An 18249-nucleotide genomic window follows, 5' to 3' on the forward strand; every position below is an offset into this window, starting at 1 on the left:
GGATGAACGAATCGACCACTCCCGCGCCAGGGACGAGGGCGGGGGCCGACGTCGAGACGTCGCCCGCCGCCGGGCCCGCCACCGGTTCCCCGGCGGCGGGCCCGGCAGCCGGGCCGGCCACCTCGGAAGCCGCGCTCGCGGCCCTCGCGGCGGCGGGCCCCGGTGCGCCGTTCCTGATCGGGGTGCGCCACCACGCGCCCTCGCTGGCGGCCGCCCTGCCGGCGCTGCTGGACGCGGCGGCCCCCGACGTCCTCCTCGTCGAACTGCCCGCCGAGTTCCAGCCCTGGCTGGGCTGGCTCGCCCACGAGGAGACCGAGGCCCCCGTGGCGCTCGCCGCCGTGCCCGCCGACCGGACCGGGACCGGCCCGGAAGGTGAACGAGGCCCGGCCTTCTACCCGTTCGCGGACTTCTCGCCCGAACTGGTCGCTCTGCGCTGGGCGGCGAGAAACGGCGTCCCTGCCGTGGCCTGCGACCTGCCCCTGGCCGACCGGGCCCGGGCGGCGGGTGGCGACGGCGCTCCCGCCCCTGTTCCCGGAGCGGCTTCCGCTCCCGTGCCGGGGGAGGGGCACGGGCTGTCCGCCGCGCTCCGGTCCCGGCTCACCGGCCGGGACGGTGACGACCTGTGGGATCGGCTGGTGGAGGCCCGAGCCCCCGGTTCCCCACCCGAGGCGCTCCGCCGTGCCGCCCTGCTCACCGGCTGGGCGCTGCGCCACGAGGCCGAGGCGTGCGGCGGGGTGCACGGCACGGACCTGGTGCGCGAGGCGTGCATGCGCAAACATGTCGCCGAGGCCCTGGCGAGCGGACGACGGCCCGCCGTGGTGGTGGGCGCCTTCCACACTCCGGCGCTGCTGCTGTCAGCCGGGGACGCCGGTACAGCCGGGACCACCGGTACAGCCGGAGCCGCGAAGCCGGGAGCGCCGGGCCTGTCCGCCGCGCCGGACCCCGCGGCACCGGGCCCGGCCGCCGCGCCGCGGCCGAGCGCGGCCGGCCACGCCGACGGCGCTGCCGGGGCGGCGGAGTGCACGGTCTCCCTGATCCCGTACACGTACCCGCTGCTCGACCCTCGATCCGGTTACCCGGCCGGCATCCGGGACCCGGAGTGGCAGCACACCGTCCTGGAGGCCGCCGGGGACCCGGCCGCCGTGCACGAGGCGCTCCTCCGCACCGCGGTGCGCCTCTGCGCCGCCCTGCGCGAACAGGGCCACCCCTACGGCCCTGCGGACGGCCGGGAGGTCGTCCGGGTCGCCGGCGACCTGGCCCGGCTGCGCGATCTCCCCGCACCGGGACGCGGTGAACTGCTGGAAGCCGTGCAGACGGTGCTGGGGCGTGGCGAGACCTACGGCACGGGCCGCGCCGTGGCCCGTGCCCTCGAACGCGTACTCGTCGGAGACCGCACCGGACGGCCCGCACCCTCCGCTCCCCGCAGTGGACTGAGCCCCGCCGTCGAGGCCGAGACCATGGCACTGGCGCTCCCCGGACCACGGGACGCGCACGAGAGGACACCGCGCGACCTCCGCCTCGACCCGGCACGCTCCCTCCTGGACCGCCGCCGCGAACTGCTGCTGCGCAGGCTGACGGTGTGCGGCATCCCCTACGCCCAGGAGCAGGGGGTCACCGGCGCGGCGGGTGGTGAAGGGCTGACGACGCGCTGGCAGGTGCGATGGACCCCGGCGACGGCCGCGATGCTCACGGCGGCCGGGGCCCGCGGCGTCACCCCGGCGCAGGCGGCCGAGGGCGTGTTGCGGCAGCGTCACGCGGCCGAGCGCGCGGAGGGCGGCCCCACGGCAGCCCAGGTCGTCCGCGGCCTCGCGGAGGCCGCCGCGTGCGGGCTGCCGGCACCGGCCGACGAACGGCTGGCCGAACTGGCGGCCGTACTGCCCGCGAGCGGCACCCTTCCCGAACTCCTCGCCGGGCTCGACCTGCTGGACCGCATCGACGCGGGCCATCTGCCGGGTCTGACCTCGCCCGAAGGCCCCGAAGAAGACCGGGCCGAAGGTCCCGAGGACCAGCCCGCGGACCCCGAGGGCCCGGCTGCCGGTCCCGAGGACCCGGCCCACGCCCCCGCGCCCCCGGATGCCGCCGCCGCACGGGCCGCCCGCACCGCGCACGCGGCGGAGCTACTGACCGCCGCCGCGGTGCGCCAGGTCGACGGACTGACCGGTTCCGAGAAGCCCGAGGATGCCCGCGCCCTGCTCGAACTGGCCCAGCGCGCCGACCGGTTGGGCGGTATCCGGCTCACCGACGCCCTCGCCCGGCTGGCCGTGGACGGTGCCCCGCTGATCGCCGCGGCCGCCGGAGCGGTCAGGGTGCTCACGGGCCACGAGGACGCCGAGGAATTCGGGGAGCGCATCGCCTCCTGGGTGGACGGAGCCGTGGACAGCGCCTCCCGCGCCACGCTCACCGCCCGCCTCACCGGCCTCCTGACGGTCGCGGGTCCTCTCCTGACCGTCGGCGTCGGCGCCCTGGACCCGTTGCTGGACCGGGTCGTCGAGCTGGACGACTCCGCGTTCCTGACCCGGCTGCCGGCCCTGCGGGGTGGCTTCGACACCCTCAGCCCGGCGGCTCGGGACCGTCTGCTGGTCACCGTGGAGGAGCGGCTGGGCGAACGGGTGGACACCCTCGACGCGGACGATCCGGCCGAGCTGGCCCGCCGCACGGCCGCCGACCTCGAGGCCCGCGCGCTCCTGACCGGCCTCGGCCTTCCCGTCGAGGCCCCCGCCGACGACGGCCGGTTCCCACCGCCGTCGATCACCGGCCACCCGGCCGCTCCGCGTCCCACCACCGTCTCCGGGACCCCACCGACCGCCGGGCCCGCCCCCGTGACCGAGTCCCCGGCCGAAGCGACCCCCGCACGGACCCTCGCGCCCGCCGACCGATGGCGGCTCGTGCTCGGCCGGAGCGCCGACCGGCTGCCGTCCGGCGCCGCCCGTCTGGCCACGGCGCTGGACGAGCTCTACGGCGCGGGACACGGCGAGGGTTCGCGCGGCGGCCTCCCCGGTCGGGGCGGCTCCGGAGCGGGCGGCGGCCGGGAACCGTCGTTCCCCGGTGTCCGCGAGTGGTCCGAGGAACTGGCCTCGCTGTTCGGCCCCGGTGTCCGCGAGGAGGTACTCGCCGCCGCGGCCGTGACAGGGAGACAGGATGTGCTGGCCGAACTCGACCCGGCGGCCACGACCCCTTCCGTGGAACTGCTCCGGACGATCCTGCAGTACGCCGGCGGTCTTCCCGAAGCCCGCCTCGCGGCGCTCCGCCCGCTGGTGCGCCACCTGGTCGACGAACTGACCCGACAGCTCGCCACCCGCCTGCGACCCGCGCTGACCGGTACGACGACGGCCCGGCCCACCCGCCGCCCCGGCGGCCGGCTGGACCTGCCGCGGACGCTGCGCGCCAATCTGGCCACCGCCCGCCGGACGGCCGACGGCACGGTCCGGGTGATCCCCGAGAAGCCGGTCTTCCGAAGCCGCGCCCGCCGGTCGGCCGACTGGCGGCTGATCCTGGTCACCGATGTCTCCGGCTCCATGGAGGCGTCCACGATCTGGTCCGCGCTGACCGCCTCGGTGCTCGCCGGGGTGCCGACCCTGAGCACCCATTTCCTGGCGTTCTCCACGGAGGTGGTCGACCTCACCGGCCATGTGCGCGATCCCCTCTCCCTCCTGCTGGAAGTGAGCGTGGGCGGCGGAACGCACATCGCCGCCGGACTCCGGCACGCCCGTGGCCTGATCGAGGTGCCTTCGCGCACCCTCGTCGTCGTCATCAGCGACTTCGAGGAGGGGGCGCCGCTGGCCGGACTGCTGTCCGAGGTGCGGGCTCTGGTCAACACCGGCTGCCATGTCCTCGGCTGTGCGAGTCTCGACGACGCCGGGCGCCCCCGTTACTCGACGGGCGTCGCCGGGCAGCTCGTCGCCGCCGGCATGCCCGTGGCAGCCCTCAGCCCACTCGAACTGGCCCGCTGGATAGGGGAGAAGACCGCATGAACGCCGCCCAGTTGCCGCCCGTCGCCCCGGAGGTCACGGCCACCCTCGTGGAGGTCCTCTCGCCCCGGCTGCGCAAGCGGCTGGACGCGGCGGTCACCAAGCTCACCGCGCGCCCGACGCACCGCGACGGCACCACCGTGACGATCGAGGTCGACGACGAGACCGAGCTGCGGCTGCACGCCACCGGCGGTGTGGTGACGAAGGCGGAGGACATCACCTGCGGTTGCCTGCTCGCCCCGGCGTGCGTCCACCGTGCGGCCGCCGCCTGCGCCGCCCCTGCGGCGGACCCGTCGCCCGAGCCCGCCGGGCGGTCCGCCCCGGAAGGTCCGGGACCGGCCTCGGCGACGGACCCCGGCTCCGCCCCCGAAGCCGTCTCCTCGCCGGAGACGGCGAGCCCGGCCCAGCGTGCCGCCGCCGACGGCCTGTGGGCGGCGGGCGCCGCGGTGCTGGAGGCCGGCGTCGACGGGGCCGGGGCTGTCACCCAGTCGGCCCTCCTCCGCGCCGCGCACACCGCCCGGCTCCGTCACCTCCCGCGTGCCGCGGGCGCCGCGCTGTCCGTCGTCACGCTGCTGCGCGCGGCCCGCGCCGGGGACCCGTCCTACCGCACCGCCGACCTGGTCACCGTCCTGGCCGAACTCCTCGGCACCGCCCACCGGGTGGGAACAGCGGCCGGGGCGGAGCTGGCCGCCGTCAGAGGGCGGGTGCGCCGCCCGTACAGCCCGGACGGCTCCCTCCGCCTGTACGGCCTGTTCACCGAACCCGTGGTCACCGACTCGGGGCACGGCGGGGTCCGCACCTGGGTCGCCGCCGCCGACGGCCGCCTCTTCACGGTCGGTGACGTGGCTCCGGGCGGGGTGGGACGCGCCCTCGGCGTGGCCGACCGGGCCGTACGCCTGGGGGACAGTGCGCTCACCCACCGGGAGCTGGGCCGGGCCGGCCTGGCCGTTTCGGGGGCGACGGTCTCGCCGGACGGCAGACTGGGCGCCGGAAAGGGCGTCAAGGCCGTCACCGCGCGGGGCGCGGCGTGGACGGAGCCGCCGCTCGCCGCCCTGTGGGAGACGTCACCGTCCGAACAGGCGGCCCGCGCCCTGCGGTCCACCTCCCGTTACGCGGACCCGGACGGCGGCGGCAGCGACCTGCTCTTCCTGGACGTCGAACTCCTCGGCGCGGTACGGGAGCCGGGAGGCAGCTGCCTGCTCGCGCAGTGCGAGGGGGGCGTTCAGGTCCGGCTCGCCGTCGCCGACGACGACCCCGCGCTGGCCCACCGCGACAACATGACCCTGCTGGCCGCGGCGCCCGGGACCCTGCTGAGGGTCATCGGACGGCTGGCTCCCGCACCCCACCCCCGGCTCACCCTCCTCGCGTGCTCGCACCCCACCGGCGAGGGCACGATCGATCTCGGCCTCGACCGGCTGCGCCGCGCCGACCTTCCGGATCCGGCCGCCCCGGTGCACCTCGCACCGCCGCAGCCCGCGGGGCCCGGAGCGCAATCGCCTCTGTACCTCCTGGAGCGCCGGGTCGAACAGGTGGTCCCGGCCGGCCGCGCCGCGCTCGGCATGCTGGGCGATGTCACCGCCGAGACCCGGCGGATCCGCCGCGGCGGCCTCCCGACGGCCGCCGCGCTCCTCACCGCCCTGTGCGCCTCGGCGGCCCAGCGCGACCGCGATCAGTTCGGTCGCCTGCTCCCGGCCGACACCGACGGATTCGCCGCCCACTGGCTGGCCGCCGCCCGCTACACGGCCGCCGTGGCCGAGTCCTTGTGCTCGGCGGCCTGGAACCCGGCGGGGGAGATCCCGGCCGCGATGTCCCCGGCCCCGGCCCCGGTCCACGAGGCGTCGGGGTGAGGCGCGGGACCGACCGTGATTTTGAGCTACAGCCGATGTGACCGTGTTTGAGGCCGCCGATCGGGGACAGACGACGGTTCGGCGTGCTTGGGAAGACAGGCACACACTCGCGGGAGCGGCATCCTGCCGTCGTGAGGTGTTCCTGCTCGGTGCCCTCCCGTGTTGTCCACGAACAGCAGTCATCGGGAGACGCGCATGTCCACCACATCGCAGCGCCTTCGGCGCTCCGCCGTATCGGAACACGGCACGGTCGCCACCGCTCCCGGGGCGCTTCCACGGGTCGAGGACCCCGCGAAGATCGCCCCGAAGGACGCGCGGGCGCTGGGAGCCTTGTTCTTCGAGCAGTTGCAGGTGCTCGAAGAAGGCACACACGAGTTCCAGTACGCACGCAACACCCTGATCGAGATGAACCTGTCCTTGGTGCATTTCGCCGCGAAGCGATTCCGTAATCGTGGCAGCGGTGAGATGGAGGACATCATCCAGGTGGGCACGATCGGGCTGATCAAGGCGATCGACCGGTTCGAGCTCAGCCGGGAGGTCGAGTTCACGTCGTTCGCCATCCCCTACATCGTGGGGGAGATCAAGCGGTTCTTCCGCGATTCGACGTGGGCCGTCCATGTACCGCGTCGTCTGCAGGAACTGCGCGTGACCCTCGCCAAGACGCGGGAAACGCTCGCGGGCCGGCTCGACCGCGATCCCACGGTCGCCGAACTGGCCGAGCATCTGGACCTCACCGAGGAAGAGGTCATCGAGGGCCTCATAGCGGCCAACGGTTACACCGCGGGCTCCCTCGACCTGCCCATCGGCGTCGAACAGAACAGCGCCGAGACCGTCACCTACGGGGACATCAAGGGCGATGTCGACCCGACGATGGAACTGGTCGAGGATCTTCACGCACTGGCCCCGCTGCTGGAGCAGCTGGAAGAACGGGACCGCGAGATCGTGGCGATGCGCTTCGGCCAGGAGATGACGCAGGCCCAGATCGGCGAGAAGCTCGGCATCTCGCAGATGCATGTCTCCCGCTTGCTCACCCGACTGCTCGCCAAGCTCCGCAAGGAGATGCTCGCCCAGAACTGACCGCGCCCGAGGACGGGAAGAGGGGGTGGGGCCGACCGGCCCCACCCCCTCTTCCCGTCCTCGGGCGCTCTAGCCGACCGTGCTGCCCGCCGGGTCGCCGCCCGGATCGTCGCGCAGCGAGATCCGCACCCGCACCCGCTTGCCCACCGGCTCGCGGTGCACCGAGAAGCTCTGGCAGACCATGAGGACCAGCTCCAGGCCGTGCCGGCCGACCCGCGCCGGGTCCGCCGGGGAGGCGGCGGGCAGAACCGAGCCCGAGTCCCACATGACGATGTCGAGACTGTCGGCGGTGGCTTCCAGGTCCAGCAGGCACGGGCCCGGCGCGTACTTGCAGACGTTGGTGGCCAGCTCGCTCACGACGAGCTGGGCGACGTCCGTCGCCCGCTCGGTGATCTCCAGACCGTGCCGCTTCCGCGCGACGCCGAGGAAGTCCCGCACGAAGGCACGTGCGCGGGCGATCTCGCCCGAACCCATCTCGTAACCGGCACTGTCCTGCGCCACGACCGTGGCGTCGGTCCCTCGTCGGCCCTGCTCCAGCGCTTCGCGCACCAACAACCGCTCCATCGATCTGCCCCCGTCACACGCCCGCCCTCGATCCAGCGGGAACGACACCCTCCCGCCTACCCGCCCGTATCGGTTTCAGACACGCGGAATCGCGAAAGGCGGTCATCACCCGCTGCCGGCGCCTCCGGCGCCGAGGGGCGGGGCAGTGTCGTACGGGCGCAGGACCATCAGCGAGTCCTCCAGGGCCGCGACCATGGCGAAGGGGAACCGGTCGAGCTCCAGGCAGAGCGTGACATCGTCGGGGTGCGCACCCCGACGGATGCCTGCCGCCAGTTCGCGGGCGGCGCGGGACTCGGCGGCGCGGCGCAGATACGGTGCCGCGTCCGTCTCCGCGCCCGCGGCCCTCCGCTCGATGTACTGGGCGCACGCCAGGTCCTCCTCGGCGCGTCCCTCCTCGCCGGTGACCACGTACGTGACCGTGTCGTCCCCACGACACCGGAGCACCCGCGCCGTCGCTTCCGCCACCACGAAGCCCGTGCACAGCACCAGTGACGCCTCCCTGACCGCGAGTGCGCCGACCGTCCCCGCCGTGGTCTTCTGCACGACGGTCCGTCCGCGGAGGTCCGCGGACCGGAGGAGGCCGGGGGAGTTGACGGCGTCGAAACCGGGTGCGGGCGCGCCGTCCTTGAGCGCGACCCGGTCCGGCCGGCGTGCTGTGAGGGCGAGCGCCTCATCCAGGGACCCGGCGAGGACGATCTTCTCCGCGCCTCGCGCGAAGGCCCATGCGGCCACGGTGTACGCCCGCATGACGTCGACGACGACCGCCACGGAGGGCGGCTCGGCCAGGTCGGCCATGCCGACGAAACGCGCGTCCGTCCGGTCATGATCGTGTGTGCTCATCCCGGCGCCTCAGCCCTGTTTCCGCCGGGGCCGCGGCGGTGGACCGTCCGCCTCCGCCGGCGCGTTGCGTGCGGCGAGCCGCCCGGCCGCGAGGAACGCCAGGGGTGGGAGTCCACCTCGTGCACCGTGACGGACCGCAGGACGACCGCGACGGCCACCGCCGTCTCCGGGCCGAGCGCCGCCAGCGCTTCGCGCACGCCGGAGCCGAACGCGTCGTGCAATTCGGTCGCCCACTTCGGGGGCCGGCTCGGCGCGGTGCTCGTGCCCGCCACCTCGTACTCCACGCCCGGTTCCCAGGGCTCGAAGTCCGCCACCGCCGGGGCGAAGACGGACGGGCAGCCGCCCTGGCGGACGTACACGGACTTCACACCGCGCAGCGGCCGGGGCGTGAAGGTCCTCGGTTCGGTGGTCATACGCCCACGCCGGAGGCGGTCCGGTGCTTCTCCCCACGGGTCTGTCTCCAGCAGGTCTCCCGCAGGCAGGGTCCCGCCCGCTCAGGCGTTCCGGCGCGGCTCACGGGAGCGGCGCTCCACGCTGCCGCCGGCCGTGGTGGGTGAGCCGGCATCCGCGGGAGGAACCGGGCACGGGTGGGACGGACGGGCCGGGTCCCGGCCATCAGGGGCGGCCGGTGAGATAGCCGCCCATCGAGGTGAAGTACTCGGTCGCGGGCAGTTCCCGGCCGTCCGAGGTCCGCACCCGCGTGATCGCCAGGCCGTGGTTGCGGCCGTGGCGGGCGTCGGCTCCGGCGACGATCACGACGCCGTCGCCCTCGCGGTAGAAGACGCGGCCCGGAGTGCCGCCGTAGCGGCCCCGTGACACGACGGCGGAGACGACCTCGAGGCGCTGTCCCCGGTGGTACGTGAAGGCGGCCGGGTACGGGGCGGACTGGGCGCGGACCAGGCGCTCCAGGTCCTCGGCCGGCCAGTTCCAGTCGATGCGGACGTCCTCTTCGGCACGCTTGTGGAAGAAGCTGGCCCTCGACCGGTCCTGTGGGGTGAACTCGGTCTGCCCGGAGGCGATGAGGCCGAGCGCCTCGATGGTCACCGGGGCGATCAGGTCGACCGTCCGGTGGAAGAGGTCGGTGGCGGTGTCCTTCGGTCCCACGGCCACCGCCCGCTGGACGACGATGTCGCCGGCGTCCAGTTCCTCGTCCATCATGTGGGCGGTCACGCCGACCTCCTTCTCGCCGTTGATGAGTGCCCAGATCAGTGGCGAGAAGCCCGCGTAGGCGGGCAGCAGCGAGTCGTGGATGTTGAGCGTGCCGTGGCGCGGCAGGCCGAAGATCCGCGGAGGGATCCAGGTGCGCCAGTTGTTCGCCACGATGATGTCCGGGGCGGCCTCCGCGAGGAGCTCATGGAGCTCGTCGTCCGGGCGGTTGCGGATGATCACGGGGACCCCGTGCTTCTCCGCCAGGTCGGCGACGGAATCGCTCCAGATCTTCTCGTAGGCGTGTTCGCTCCGCGGATGCGTCACCACCGTCACCACGTCGTGCTCGGAGTCCAGGAGGGCTTGCAGCGTGCGATGCCCCCAGGTCTGGTAGCCGAACATGACGACCCGCATACGGTGCCTCCTGGGAAGAGCGATCAACCGGCACATCAGTAAAGCAAGGCTTACCTAAATGTACAACAGTGCATGATTGTCTTGGCAGTTGGGCATCCCATCGAGTTGACGTCCGGTAGCCCCGACCGTGACCAGGCGTTGGTGTCCGACCGCCTCCGGGCCCCTGCGGCAGGAGGGGGCCGACGGCGCCCGCCCCTTCCCCTCTTCCCTCTCCGACGGACGAACGGAACTGCCCATGCTCTGCACACGGTTGACGAACGCGCGCGTCCTCACGATGGACCCCCGCCACCCCGTCGCCCATGACCTGGGCATCTGGCGCGGGAGGATCGTCGGGGTGGACGACGCCGTGACCTCCCTGCCCGTCCGCGAGGTCGTCGACCTGGACGGCGCCACCGTGCTGCCCGGCTTCATCGACAGCCATGTCCACCTGGCCTGGGCCGGGTTGAAGGCCGGCACACCGAGCGTCGCCCCGTGCGAACGGGTCGAGGACATCCTCGCGGTCGTGGACGCGGCGGCCCGGCGGCCGGGCCCGCCGACCGCGTGGGTGGAGGTCGCCGGGTACGACCAGCGGGCGCTGGGACGCCATCTGACCGCCGCCGAACTGGACCGGGTCAGCCATGGCCGCAAGGTCTTCCTGATGCACGACTCCGGCCACGCCTGCGTCGTCAGCACCGCCGTGCTGGAGCTGCTGCCGGCCGGAACGCCCCACGAGGACGGCTTCCTCGCGGAGAGCGCCATGACCGCCGCCCGCCGGCTGCGGCTGCCCTACTCCCAGGAGGAGCTGGCCGACGCGATCGAGCTGGCCGCACGCGCCTGCCTCGACGAGGGAATCACGGCCTGCGTGGAGGCGGGCATCGGCGGCGGACTCCTCGGCCACAGCCCCGTCGAACTGGGCGCCTACCAACTGCTCCGCGACCGCGGGCGACTGCCCCTGCGGATCCAGCTCATGGCCTCGGGCGACACGCTGCGCCCCCGTGCCGCCCACGCCGACGACGGCTTCCCCCGCGCCCTGGATCTCGGCCTGCGCACCGGGTTCGGGGACGACTGGCTGTCGCTCGGCGCGCTCAAGATCTACACCGACGGCGGGATGATGGCCCGCACGGCGGCTCTCACCTCACCGTACGAGGGCGAGACCTGCAACACCGGCCGCTTCCAGGACGACCCGGAACGGCTCAGCGACCTCATCGTCGACGGCCACCTCGCCGGTTGGCAGCTCGCCGTCCATGCCATCGGCGACCGCGCCGCCGACCTCGCCCTGGACGCCCTGGAGCGGGCCCGGAGGCTGCGGCCCCGCCCGGACGCGCGCCACCGTATCGAGCACGCCGGGCTGATCCGCCCCGACCAGCTGCCGCGGTTCGCCGCACTCGGCGTCAGCGCGGTGGTCCAGCCCAACTTCCTCCGCTACTTCGGAGACGACTACGCGACGGTGATGGGGGAGAGGAGGTCCGGCTGGATGTACCGGGGCCGGGGCTTCCTGGATCACGGGGTCGCCCTTGTCGGCAGTTCTGACCGCCCGGTCACGGACGGTTCGCCGCTGCGGGCGATCCAGTTCATGGTCGAACGCGCCTCCGTCTCCGGCCGCGTCATCGGCCCCGAGGAGGCCGTCACCGTCGACGAGGCGCTACGGGCCTACACGGTCGCCGGCGCCCACGCCTGCCGCTGGGAGGACGCGGCGGGCGCCCTCTCGGCCGGGATGCGCGCCGATCTGGTGGTGCTGGGCGACGACCCGCACCGCGTGGACCCGTCCCGGATCGGCGACATCGAGATCCTCCGGACCTACGTGGACGGCCGGGACTCCCGCGCCGAAGCGTGACGGCCCGCGTCGCGGTGCGGCTCACGGGGCGGGGTGGCCCGCGCCACGGGTTCCGGGGTCCTGTGTGGGGGGTCCGGGGTCCTGGGCCGGAGGTTTCGGGGTGGCCGCGCCGGGGATTCCGGAACTCCGCGCCTCGGCGTGACGCTGCGCTCGGCGCCCTGGGTGCGGAGAAGGCGGAGAACGGTCCGGCACCTCTCCGCCGGGCTGGTGGCATGCCGCCGTGGAGCGCGACGCCGGACACGGCACCAGGGGCTGACGGCCACTCCACCCGACTCCCTTCCCAACCGCGTTGACGTCGAAGCCTGTTGAAGGCACCGAGGGGCGTTCGGGCCACGCCGCCCCGCGAGCGGTCGGCAGAACAATACGTGGTCTTTTTCGTGTTATTTAGGGTGAAGGCGGACATTGGCCCGTAGGTTGGGGAGAAACGCCACCCGAGTGGCGTCCTGTGTCCCCCGACCCACCACCGGCAGGGGAACGGGCGAAGGCGCCGTTCCACCGGCCGCCCCGCCTCCACGCCGCAGGTCATGAACGAGGAAAGGCAGGGCAGGTGAACGTGCTGGGGATCATCGCCTCCGGTGTGGCCGCGCTGTTCATCACGGTCGCACTCGCCAGGAGCGCCCGCCGCGTGGCGCTCCGCCCCCACACCCCGGCGAAGCCGGGCGGGTGCGCGTCACGGGCCAGGGCGCTGCGCAGAGCGGGCGGGGCGACCGCCGTGCTCGGCGCCGCCGCGGCGGCCGGTGGAGCTCTGTGGCTCGGTGCGGCGGACGACGCGCCCGCCTCCGTCGCGGGGCTGCTCGCCGGTGCCGGGGCCGTGGCCGCGCTCGGTCTCGTGCACGACCTGAAGCCGCTGGGGCCCGTCCTGCGCCTGGCCGCCCAGACGGCGGCCGCCGCCCTCGTCGTCTGGGCGGCCGGACTGTCGCCCGTCGCGGCCGTCCTGGCCGTGCTCTGGATCGTCCTCGTCACCAACGCGTTCGCCCTGCTCGACCACGCCGACGGGCTGCTGACCGCCGTCGGCCTGGTCACCGCCGCCGGACTGCTCGCGTGTGCGGCCCTCGACGGCGGCTCCGCGCTCGCGCTGCTTCCGGCGACTCTGGCCGCGGGGCTCGCCGGGTTCCTGCTCCATACCTGGCACCCCGCCCGTCTGCGGCTCGGCGCGTGCGGCGCGCAGTTCACGGGGTTCGCGCTGGCCGCTTCCGGGGCGCTGCTCCAGGAGGCGGCCCCGGCCGGCCGCGCCGCGTGGGCCGCGCTGCCCGCCCTGGCGACGGTGGCCCTCGCCGACACCGCCCTCGTCGTGATCTCCCGCCGTCGCGCGGGACGTTCTCCGCTGCGCGACGCCGACGACCACATCGCGCACCGGCTGCGACGGGTGCGGGTCACGGTGCCCGGCGCGGCGATCCTGGTGGCCCTGTGGGCGGGCGTGCCCGTGGCCACCGGAACGCTCGTGTACGCCGGGCTGATGCACCCCGCGTTCCTCCTCGTGCCGCTGGCCGGGACGGTCGCCGTCGTCGTCGCCCTGCTCCGGATTCCCGCATACGCGCCGCCCCGCGCGGCTCGGTCCCGTACGGTCGCGCCCCGTACCGGAACCCGGCGACCCGCGACGCCCGCCGCGCCCGCCGCGAAGCCCAGGACGGCCCCCGCGCAGGGTGGATCGGCATCCGCGCAGGGTGGCTCGGCATCCGCCCCCGGCAAGAACGCTCCCCCCGGCACCGCCAGGACCGCCTCCGGCCGCCCCACCGTGCCGCCCCCGCCCTCCGGCCGCCCCTCCGAGGCCGCCGCGGTCGCGGCCGAGCGGAGCTGACGCCGCCCGGCCCGTGATCAGCCGCGCAGCCGTCGAGCACCGGCGCGGGCGAGGGCGCGCGTGCGGGGAGGCCATCAGGTACGGCGCCCACAGCCAGCTGTGCCGCAGGCGGTACGCCCACCACTGGCGGGGCGGCAGCTCCCGTACGGAGGTCACCCGGCGCAGCGCCTCCCGGACGCCGGTCCCCGGCTCCCGGGAGCCAGAAGCACCGGTGGCGCCCGCGCATGCGCCCACGTGTCCCGGCGCGACCAGCGCGCTCACCCCGGCCCGGCGCGCACGCCGGCCGTGGTCGTATTCGCCCATCCGGTGGCGGAAGACCTGGTGGGGCCCCGACGAGGTCGTACACGGTCGGGGGGCACCAGAACCACCCGCCCGTCGTACATGTCGCACGGCTCGGGCCGGTGCCCGGCGGGCTCGACCAGGGTCAGGGAACTGCCCCAGCGGCCGGAGCACCCCCCCCGTACGCGTTGCGCACCGCGCCCACGACGACCGCGTCGGCCCCGGCCGCCCGCGCCGTGCGCAGCACGTTCGCCAGGGCGTCCGGGAACAGCTCGACCCGGTCGTCGAGTCACAGCTGATGCGTCCACACGTGGTTCGGGCCGCCCGGCGCCGTACCGGACGCGCCTCCGCCCCCGCCTCCGCCGAGGCTGTTGCGGCCGGCGCTGCGCAGCGCCCTGGTGCGGGGGACGTCCGCGCCCACCGACATGACCTCCACCACCGGATGCCGCCGCCGGACGGTCTCCGGCGTACCGTCGGTGCTGCCGGTGTCCACGAGATGCACGCCCGGCGTCGTCCCGGCGGGAAGCCCCGCGCTGCTCCTCCAGTACGCGTGGCGCGGACAGCGTCCGGGTGCGGCGGTCGTGTCTCGTCATCCGCACGGCGAGGCGGGCGTGGTGGACGGCTGACTCCTCAACTCCCTTCGCTCGGAGCGCGGCTGACGGTACGGAAGGGATGCGTCCTCCGCGCGTCCGTCGACGCGCCCGCCCACCGAAACCCCGAGAGGGGTACGCGAGGGGAGCGTGAGAGGCTACGTCCCAGCGGCTCCCACCGTGCCGACGGAGCCGGCCCACCGCCGACAGATCGGGGAACAGCGCCCATGACGCCTCCGAGCGATCCCGCGCCGGACAGAGCCACCGGCCCGGCCCCCGCCCACGGTGACGGGGGCCGCCACCAGGGAACGGGCCGGTTGATGGCCGTGAGTGACGTGCACGCGGCGATGTCCGACAACCGGCAGATCGTGGAGTCCCTGCGCCCCACGTCCGACGCGGACTGGCTGATCGTCGCGGGCGACGTGGCCGAGCGGCCCGAGGACATCCGGTGGGTGCTCGGACTCCTGGCGAAGCGCTTCGCCAAGGTGATCTGGGCACCCGGCAATCACGAGCTGTGGACGCTGCCCAAGGACCCGGTCCAACTGCGCGGCCAGGACCGCTACGACCATCTCGTGGAGCTGTGCCGGGAGTTGGGCGTCACCACGCCGGAGGACCCCTTTCCGCTCTGGCCGGGTCCGGACGGACCGGTGGCGATCGCTCCCCTCTTCCTGCTGTACGACTACACCTTCCGCGCCCCCGGCACGCACACGAAGGAGGAGTCCCTCGCCGTCGCGCACGAGGCCGGGATCGTCTGCAACGACGAGTACCTCCTGTTCCCGGACCCCTATCCGACGCGCGACGCCTGGTGCCGTGCCCGTGTCGCCGTCACCGAACGCCGGCTCGCGGAGCACGACCCCGCCGTCCCGCTCGTCCTCGCCGGGCACTGGCCCCTCCTCCGGGAGCCCACCTCGGTGATGTGGTATCCGGAGTTCGCGCAGTGGTGCGGCACCGAACTGACCGCGGACTGGCACCGCCGCTTCAACGTCACCGCCGTCGTCTACGGCCACCTCCACATCCCCCGTACGACCTGGTACGACGGGGTGCGCTTCGAGGAGGTCTCCATCGGCTATCCCAGGGAGTGGCGCGAGAGGGGACACCCGCGCGGCCTGCTGCGGCAGATCCTCCCCTACGAGGGCGAACCCGCCCCACCGGCCCGGACCGGCGCCGGTCCGTCCGTCCAGCGGCACACCTCCGGAGGCACTTCATGATCGAGCGGCTGCTGCCCGCCGACGTCTCCTGCGCGGCCACCCGCGCCGAGACCGTCCCGGACGGGACCCTCTTCCCGGAGGAGGAGGCGCTGGTCGCCAGGAGCGTGGCCAAGCGCAGGAACGATTTCGCCACAGCCCGCGCCTGCGCCCGGCGTGCCATGGCCGGACTCGGCCTGCCCCCGGTGGCCGTCCTCCACGGACACCGGGGAAGACCGCTGTGGCCCGACGGGATCGTCGGCAGTCTCACCCACTGCCACGGGTACCGGGCAGCCGCGCTGGCCCGCGAGAAGGACGTGCTCTCGCTGGGGATCGACGCGGAACAGCATGCCCCGCTGCCGGACGGCGTACGGGAGTTGGTGACGCTGCCCGCGGAACGGGAGCGGATCGGGCCGCCGGCCGCGGAGGGCTCGGGAGCCATCCACTGGGACCGCGTCCTGTTCTCCGCCAAGGAGAGCGTGTTCAAGACCTGGTATCCGATCACCAGGACCGAACTGGACTTCACCGAGGCGGATCTGACGTTCCAGCAGAGAAGTGGCCCCGAAGGTGTCGGTGGGGGGCGGACCCCCGTCGCGGCCTACGGCGACTTCGCCGCGCGGCTGCTCCTCACCGACCCCGCCCTGCCGACGACGTTGCGCGGGCGCTGGTGGATCGAGGAGGGCATCGTCGTCACGGCCGTACTGGTGCGGCCCGACTGGCGGGAAACGGACGATTTCTGACGCCTCATCGGGTCTCAAGGCGCGCTCAGCCGGCGGTCCGCGCGGTCAGCGGGCGTCCCAGGGCCACATTCCACCGCTCCGACCGCCCGCTGAGTTCGGTCAGCGTCAGCGGGGCGACGTCCAGTCGCCAGAACGCCTCCGCCGACAGCCGCAGACCGTGCACGACCGCCGCCCGGACGACCGCCGCCTCGGCCACCGCGAGGACGCCCGCGCCGGGCGCGGCCGGTCCGCCGAGGGAGTCCAGCCATCCCCCGATCCGCCTGATCAGACCGTGCAACGATTCGCCGCCGTGCGGGGCCGCCGACGGGTCGCCCAGCCAGGCGGCCACTTCCGCGGGCTCGGCGGCGGCCACCTCCTCCAGTGTGAGGCCGGCCCAGCGGCCCATGTCCCAGCCGCTCAGGGCCGGTTCGGTCCGGGCCGCCAGGCCGAGCGCCCCGGCCGTCTCGCGGCACCGCTCGGACGGGCCGCTGCGTGTCAGTCCGGCCTCCGGCACCGCACCGCCCGCCGCCCGTGCCCGCTCGCGGCCCGACCGGTCCAGCGGGGCGTCCCCCTCGAAACGGGCCGCTCGCAGCGCGGCGTTCATCGCCGGTGAGATCAACATCACCCGTACGGTCATGTCCCTGCTCTCACTCCTTCATCAGGGGCCTCACAGTCCTGTCGCCCCGAGGGCTCCACGTTCCGGGGCTCCGCAGATTGGACCATGGCGGCACCTGCGCCCGCGCGGTATCGTCACGTCGACCATGACGAGGGTGTGACGGAAGTCCGGTGAGAATCCGGCACGGTCGCGCCACTGTGAACCCGCATCGGTGCGGGAAGTCAGACCCGGCAGCCTCGTCCACGGCACCACGACAGGGACGCGTGTTCCCACAGGAGGTTCTGCCATGGCACAGTCAGCCGTTCCCGCAGCCGGATCGTCCGCGATCGCTCCGATCTCGGCGAAGGCCCTCGCCCCGTGGGCGGTCTTCTTCGGCGTTCTCATGCTCGTCCTGCTGTACTTCGTCGGCGCCGAACAGGGCGCCACCGCGCTCATCTCGGGCGAAGGCGTGCACGAGTGGGTCCACGACGGCCGTCACCTGCTCGGCTTCCCCTGCCACTGAAGCGCCTGAAGAACCAGGGACATCAGCGGACATGGAAAGCAAGAGAAACCAGGAACCCCTCGTGAACTCCCTGTCTGTCAGAGCTCTGCTCGTGCGCGGCATGCTCGCGGGCCTGATCGCGGGCGCGCTCGCACTCGCCGTCGCCTACTTCCTCGGCGAGTCCCGGGTGGACGCGGCCATCGCCCTCGAAGAGGCCCACAGCCACGACCACGGCGGCGGTGAGGAACTGGTCACCCGCACCATGCAGGCCACCGGCGGACTCGCCACCGGCGTCCTGGTCTTCGGCGTCGCCGTGGGGGGAATCGCCGCCCTGGTGTTCTGCTACGCGCTGGGGCGCATCGGAAACTTCGGACCCCGCGCGACGGCGGCACTCATCGCGGGCGCGGCCCTGCTCACGGTCTACCTCGTGCCGTTCCTCAAGTACCCGGCGAACCCGCCGGCCGTCGGCAACCCCGACACCATCGGCGAGCGCACCACCCTGTTCTTCCTGATGGTCGCGCTCAGCGTGCTGCTGGCCGTCGCCGCCGTCATCATCGGCAAACGGCTCGCTCCCCGCCTCGGCAACTGGAACGCCACCATCGCGGCGGGTGCGGGCTACGTCCTGCTGATCGCTCTCGCCTACGCGTTCCTGCCTTCCTTCGACGAGGTGGGCAAGGACTTCCCGGCGACCCTGCTGTGGGAGTTCCGGCTCTCCACGCTCGCGGTCCAGACGACCCTGTGGACCACCTTCGGCCTCGCCTTCGGCCACCTCACCGAACGGCTCCTGGTGCCGGCGGCCCGTGCCGCCTCTTCCCGTACCGCGAGCGCGGTGCGCTGAGGCCCGTCCGTCTCGCGCACCGCGACGACGGTCCGCCTGGTCGGCCCGCCCGCGCACACGGTGCGCGGGCGGGCC

At 74.2% G+C, this 18249-nt stretch carries 15 protein-coding genes; 9 read left to right on the plus strand and 6 right to left on the minus strand.

Going from position 1 to position 18249, the window contains the following annotated elements; all coding sequences use genetic code 11:
* Positions 1–2: 2 nt before the first annotated feature.
* From QFZ71_RS28715 to QFZ71_RS28725, 3 genes are all read left to right on the plus strand, one after another.
* On the plus strand, positions 3–3971 hold the full coding sequence (locus QFZ71_RS28715; protein WP_307671062.1) for a DUF5682 family protein: 3969 nt from the start codon (positions 3–5) through the stop codon (positions 3969–3971).
* Entirely contained in the window at positions 3968–5815 is a 1848-nt protein-coding gene (locus QFZ71_RS28720) for a hypothetical protein (RefSeq protein ID WP_307671063.1), read from the plus strand. Before QFZ71_RS28715 ends, QFZ71_RS28720 begins: the two co-directional genes overlap by 4 nt.
* A gap of 195 nt (positions 5816–6010) precedes the next feature.
* Positions 6011–6892: an RNA polymerase sigma factor SigF gene (locus QFZ71_RS28725; RefSeq protein WP_307671064.1), complete on the plus strand. Its 882-nt coding sequence runs from the start codon at positions 6011–6013 to the stop codon at positions 6890–6892.
* Between the two features lie 69 nt (positions 6893–6961).
* Here the strand turns inward: QFZ71_RS28725 and QFZ71_RS28730 are convergent, their stop codons facing one another.
* The 4 genes from QFZ71_RS28730 to QFZ71_RS28745 all read right to left on the minus strand — a co-directional run bounded on the left by QFZ71_RS28730 (position 6962) and on the right by QFZ71_RS28745 (position 9856).
* A complete protein-coding gene (locus QFZ71_RS28730) occupies positions 6962–7456 on the minus strand; it encodes an ATP-binding protein (protein ID WP_373465168.1) in 495 nt (164 codons plus the stop codon).
* Positions 7457–7561: 105 nt separating this feature from the next.
* Positions 7562–8296 carry a 2-phosphosulfolactate phosphatase gene (locus tag QFZ71_RS28735; RefSeq protein ID WP_307671065.1) on the minus strand — a complete coding sequence of 245 codons (735 nt, stop codon included), beginning with the start codon at positions 8294–8296 and terminating at the stop codon, positions 7562–7564.
* The gene (locus tag QFZ71_RS28740) at positions 8293–8709 is read right to left on the minus strand and encodes a hypothetical protein (protein ID WP_307671066.1); all 417 of its coding nucleotides are present in this window, start codon (positions 8707–8709) and stop codon (positions 8293–8295) included. Before QFZ71_RS28740 ends, QFZ71_RS28735 begins: the two co-directional genes overlap by 4 nt.
* A gap of 202 nt (positions 8710–8911) precedes the next feature.
* A complete protein-coding gene (locus QFZ71_RS28745; RefSeq protein ID WP_307671067.1) occupies positions 8912–9856 on the minus strand; it encodes a methionyl-tRNA formyltransferase in 945 nt (314 codons plus the stop codon).
* Positions 9857–10091: 235 nt separating this feature from the next.
* On the opposite strand from QFZ71_RS28745, the gene QFZ71_RS28750 reads away from it, so the two are divergent.
* Positions 10092–11669 (plus strand): amidohydrolase, encoded by a 1578-nt coding sequence (locus QFZ71_RS28750; RefSeq protein ID WP_307671068.1) that lies wholly within the window; start codon positions 10092–10094, stop codon positions 11667–11669.
* Positions 11670–12216: 547 nt separating this feature from the next.
* Entirely contained in the window at positions 12217–13467 is a 1251-nt protein-coding gene (locus tag QFZ71_RS28755; protein WP_307671069.1) for an MraY family glycosyltransferase, read from the plus strand.
* Positions 13468–14035: 568 nt separating this feature from the next.
* Here QFZ71_RS28755 and QFZ71_RS28760 read toward each other — a convergent pair.
* A complete protein-coding gene (locus QFZ71_RS28760; RefSeq protein ID WP_307671070.1) occupies positions 14036–14248 on the minus strand; it encodes a hypothetical protein in 213 nt (70 codons plus the stop codon).
* A 315-nt stretch (positions 14249–14563) separates the two neighbouring features.
* On the opposite strand from QFZ71_RS28760, the gene QFZ71_RS28765 reads away from it, so the two are divergent.
* A complete protein-coding gene (locus QFZ71_RS28765) occupies positions 14564–15544 on the plus strand; it encodes a metallophosphoesterase (protein WP_307671071.1) in 981 nt (326 codons plus the stop codon).
* Complete coding sequence (locus tag QFZ71_RS28770) at positions 15541–16260, plus strand: 4'-phosphopantetheinyl transferase (protein WP_307671072.1); 720 nt, start codon at positions 15541–15543, stop codon at positions 16258–16260. Before QFZ71_RS28765 ends, QFZ71_RS28770 begins: the two co-directional genes overlap by 4 nt.
* A 25-nt stretch (positions 16261–16285) precedes the next feature.
* Here QFZ71_RS28770 and QFZ71_RS28775 read toward each other — a convergent pair whose 3' ends face one another.
* On the minus strand, positions 16286–16876 hold the full coding sequence (locus tag QFZ71_RS28775; RefSeq protein WP_307671073.1) for a histidine phosphatase family protein: 591 nt from the start codon (positions 16874–16876) through the stop codon (positions 16286–16288).
* Between the two features lie 265 nt (positions 16877–17141).
* Between QFZ71_RS28775 and QFZ71_RS28780 the strand changes: the two genes are divergently transcribed.
* Both QFZ71_RS28780 and QFZ71_RS28785 read left to right on the plus strand, forming a co-directional pair.
* Positions 17142–17357 (plus strand): CbtB-domain containing protein, encoded by a 216-nt coding sequence (locus tag QFZ71_RS28780; protein WP_307671074.1) that lies wholly within the window; start codon positions 17142–17144, stop codon positions 17355–17357.
* A 61-nt stretch (positions 17358–17418) separates the two neighbouring features.
* Entirely contained in the window at positions 17419–18174 is a 756-nt protein-coding gene (locus tag QFZ71_RS28785) for a CbtA family protein (RefSeq protein ID WP_307671075.1), read from the plus strand.
* Positions 18175–18249: the final 75 nt, after the last annotated feature.

The sequence above is a fragment of the Streptomyces sp. V2I9 genome, from assembly GCF_030817475.1.
GTDB lineage: Bacteria > Actinomycetota > Actinomycetes > Streptomycetales > Streptomycetaceae > Streptomyces.

Excerpts from the sequence above, each read along its gene's own strand:
- QFZ71_RS28715 (WP_307671062.1), top strand. The coding sequence starts at position 3 with ATGAACGAATCGACCACTCCCGCGCCAGGGACGAGGGCGGGGGCCGAC.
- QFZ71_RS28720 (WP_307671063.1), top strand. The coding sequence starts at position 3,968 with ATGAACGCCGCCCAGTTGCCGCCCGTCGCCCCGGAGGTCACGGCCACC.
- QFZ71_RS28725 (WP_307671064.1), top strand. The coding sequence starts at position 6,011 with ATGTCCACCACATCGCAGCGCCTTCGGCGCTCCGCCGTATCGGAACAC.
- QFZ71_RS28730 (WP_373465168.1), bottom strand. The coding sequence starts at position 7,456 with ATGGAGCGGTTGTTGGTGCGCGAAGCGCTGGAGCAGGGCCGACGAGGG.
- QFZ71_RS28735 (WP_307671065.1), bottom strand. The coding sequence starts at position 8,296 with ATGAGCACACACGATCATGACCGGACGGACGCGCGTTTCGTCGGCATG.
- QFZ71_RS28740 (WP_307671066.1), bottom strand. The coding sequence starts at position 8,709 with ATGACCACCGAACCGAGGACCTTCACGCCCCGGCCGCTGCGCGGTGTG.
- QFZ71_RS28745 (WP_307671067.1), bottom strand. The coding sequence starts at position 9,856 with ATGCGGGTCGTCATGTTCGGCTACCAGACCTGGGGGCATCGCACGCTG.
- QFZ71_RS28750 (WP_307671068.1), top strand. The coding sequence starts at position 10,092 with ATGCTCTGCACACGGTTGACGAACGCGCGCGTCCTCACGATGGACCCC.
- QFZ71_RS28765 (WP_307671071.1), top strand. The coding sequence starts at position 14,564 with ATGACGCCTCCGAGCGATCCCGCGCCGGACAGAGCCACCGGCCCGGCC.
- QFZ71_RS28770 (WP_307671072.1), top strand. The coding sequence starts at position 15,541 with ATGATCGAGCGGCTGCTGCCCGCCGACGTCTCCTGCGCGGCCACCCGC.
- QFZ71_RS28775 (WP_307671073.1), bottom strand. The coding sequence starts at position 16,876 with ATGACCGTACGGGTGATGTTGATCTCACCGGCGATGAACGCCGCGCTG.
- QFZ71_RS28780 (WP_307671074.1), top strand. The coding sequence starts at position 17,142 with ATGGCACAGTCAGCCGTTCCCGCAGCCGGATCGTCCGCGATCGCTCCG.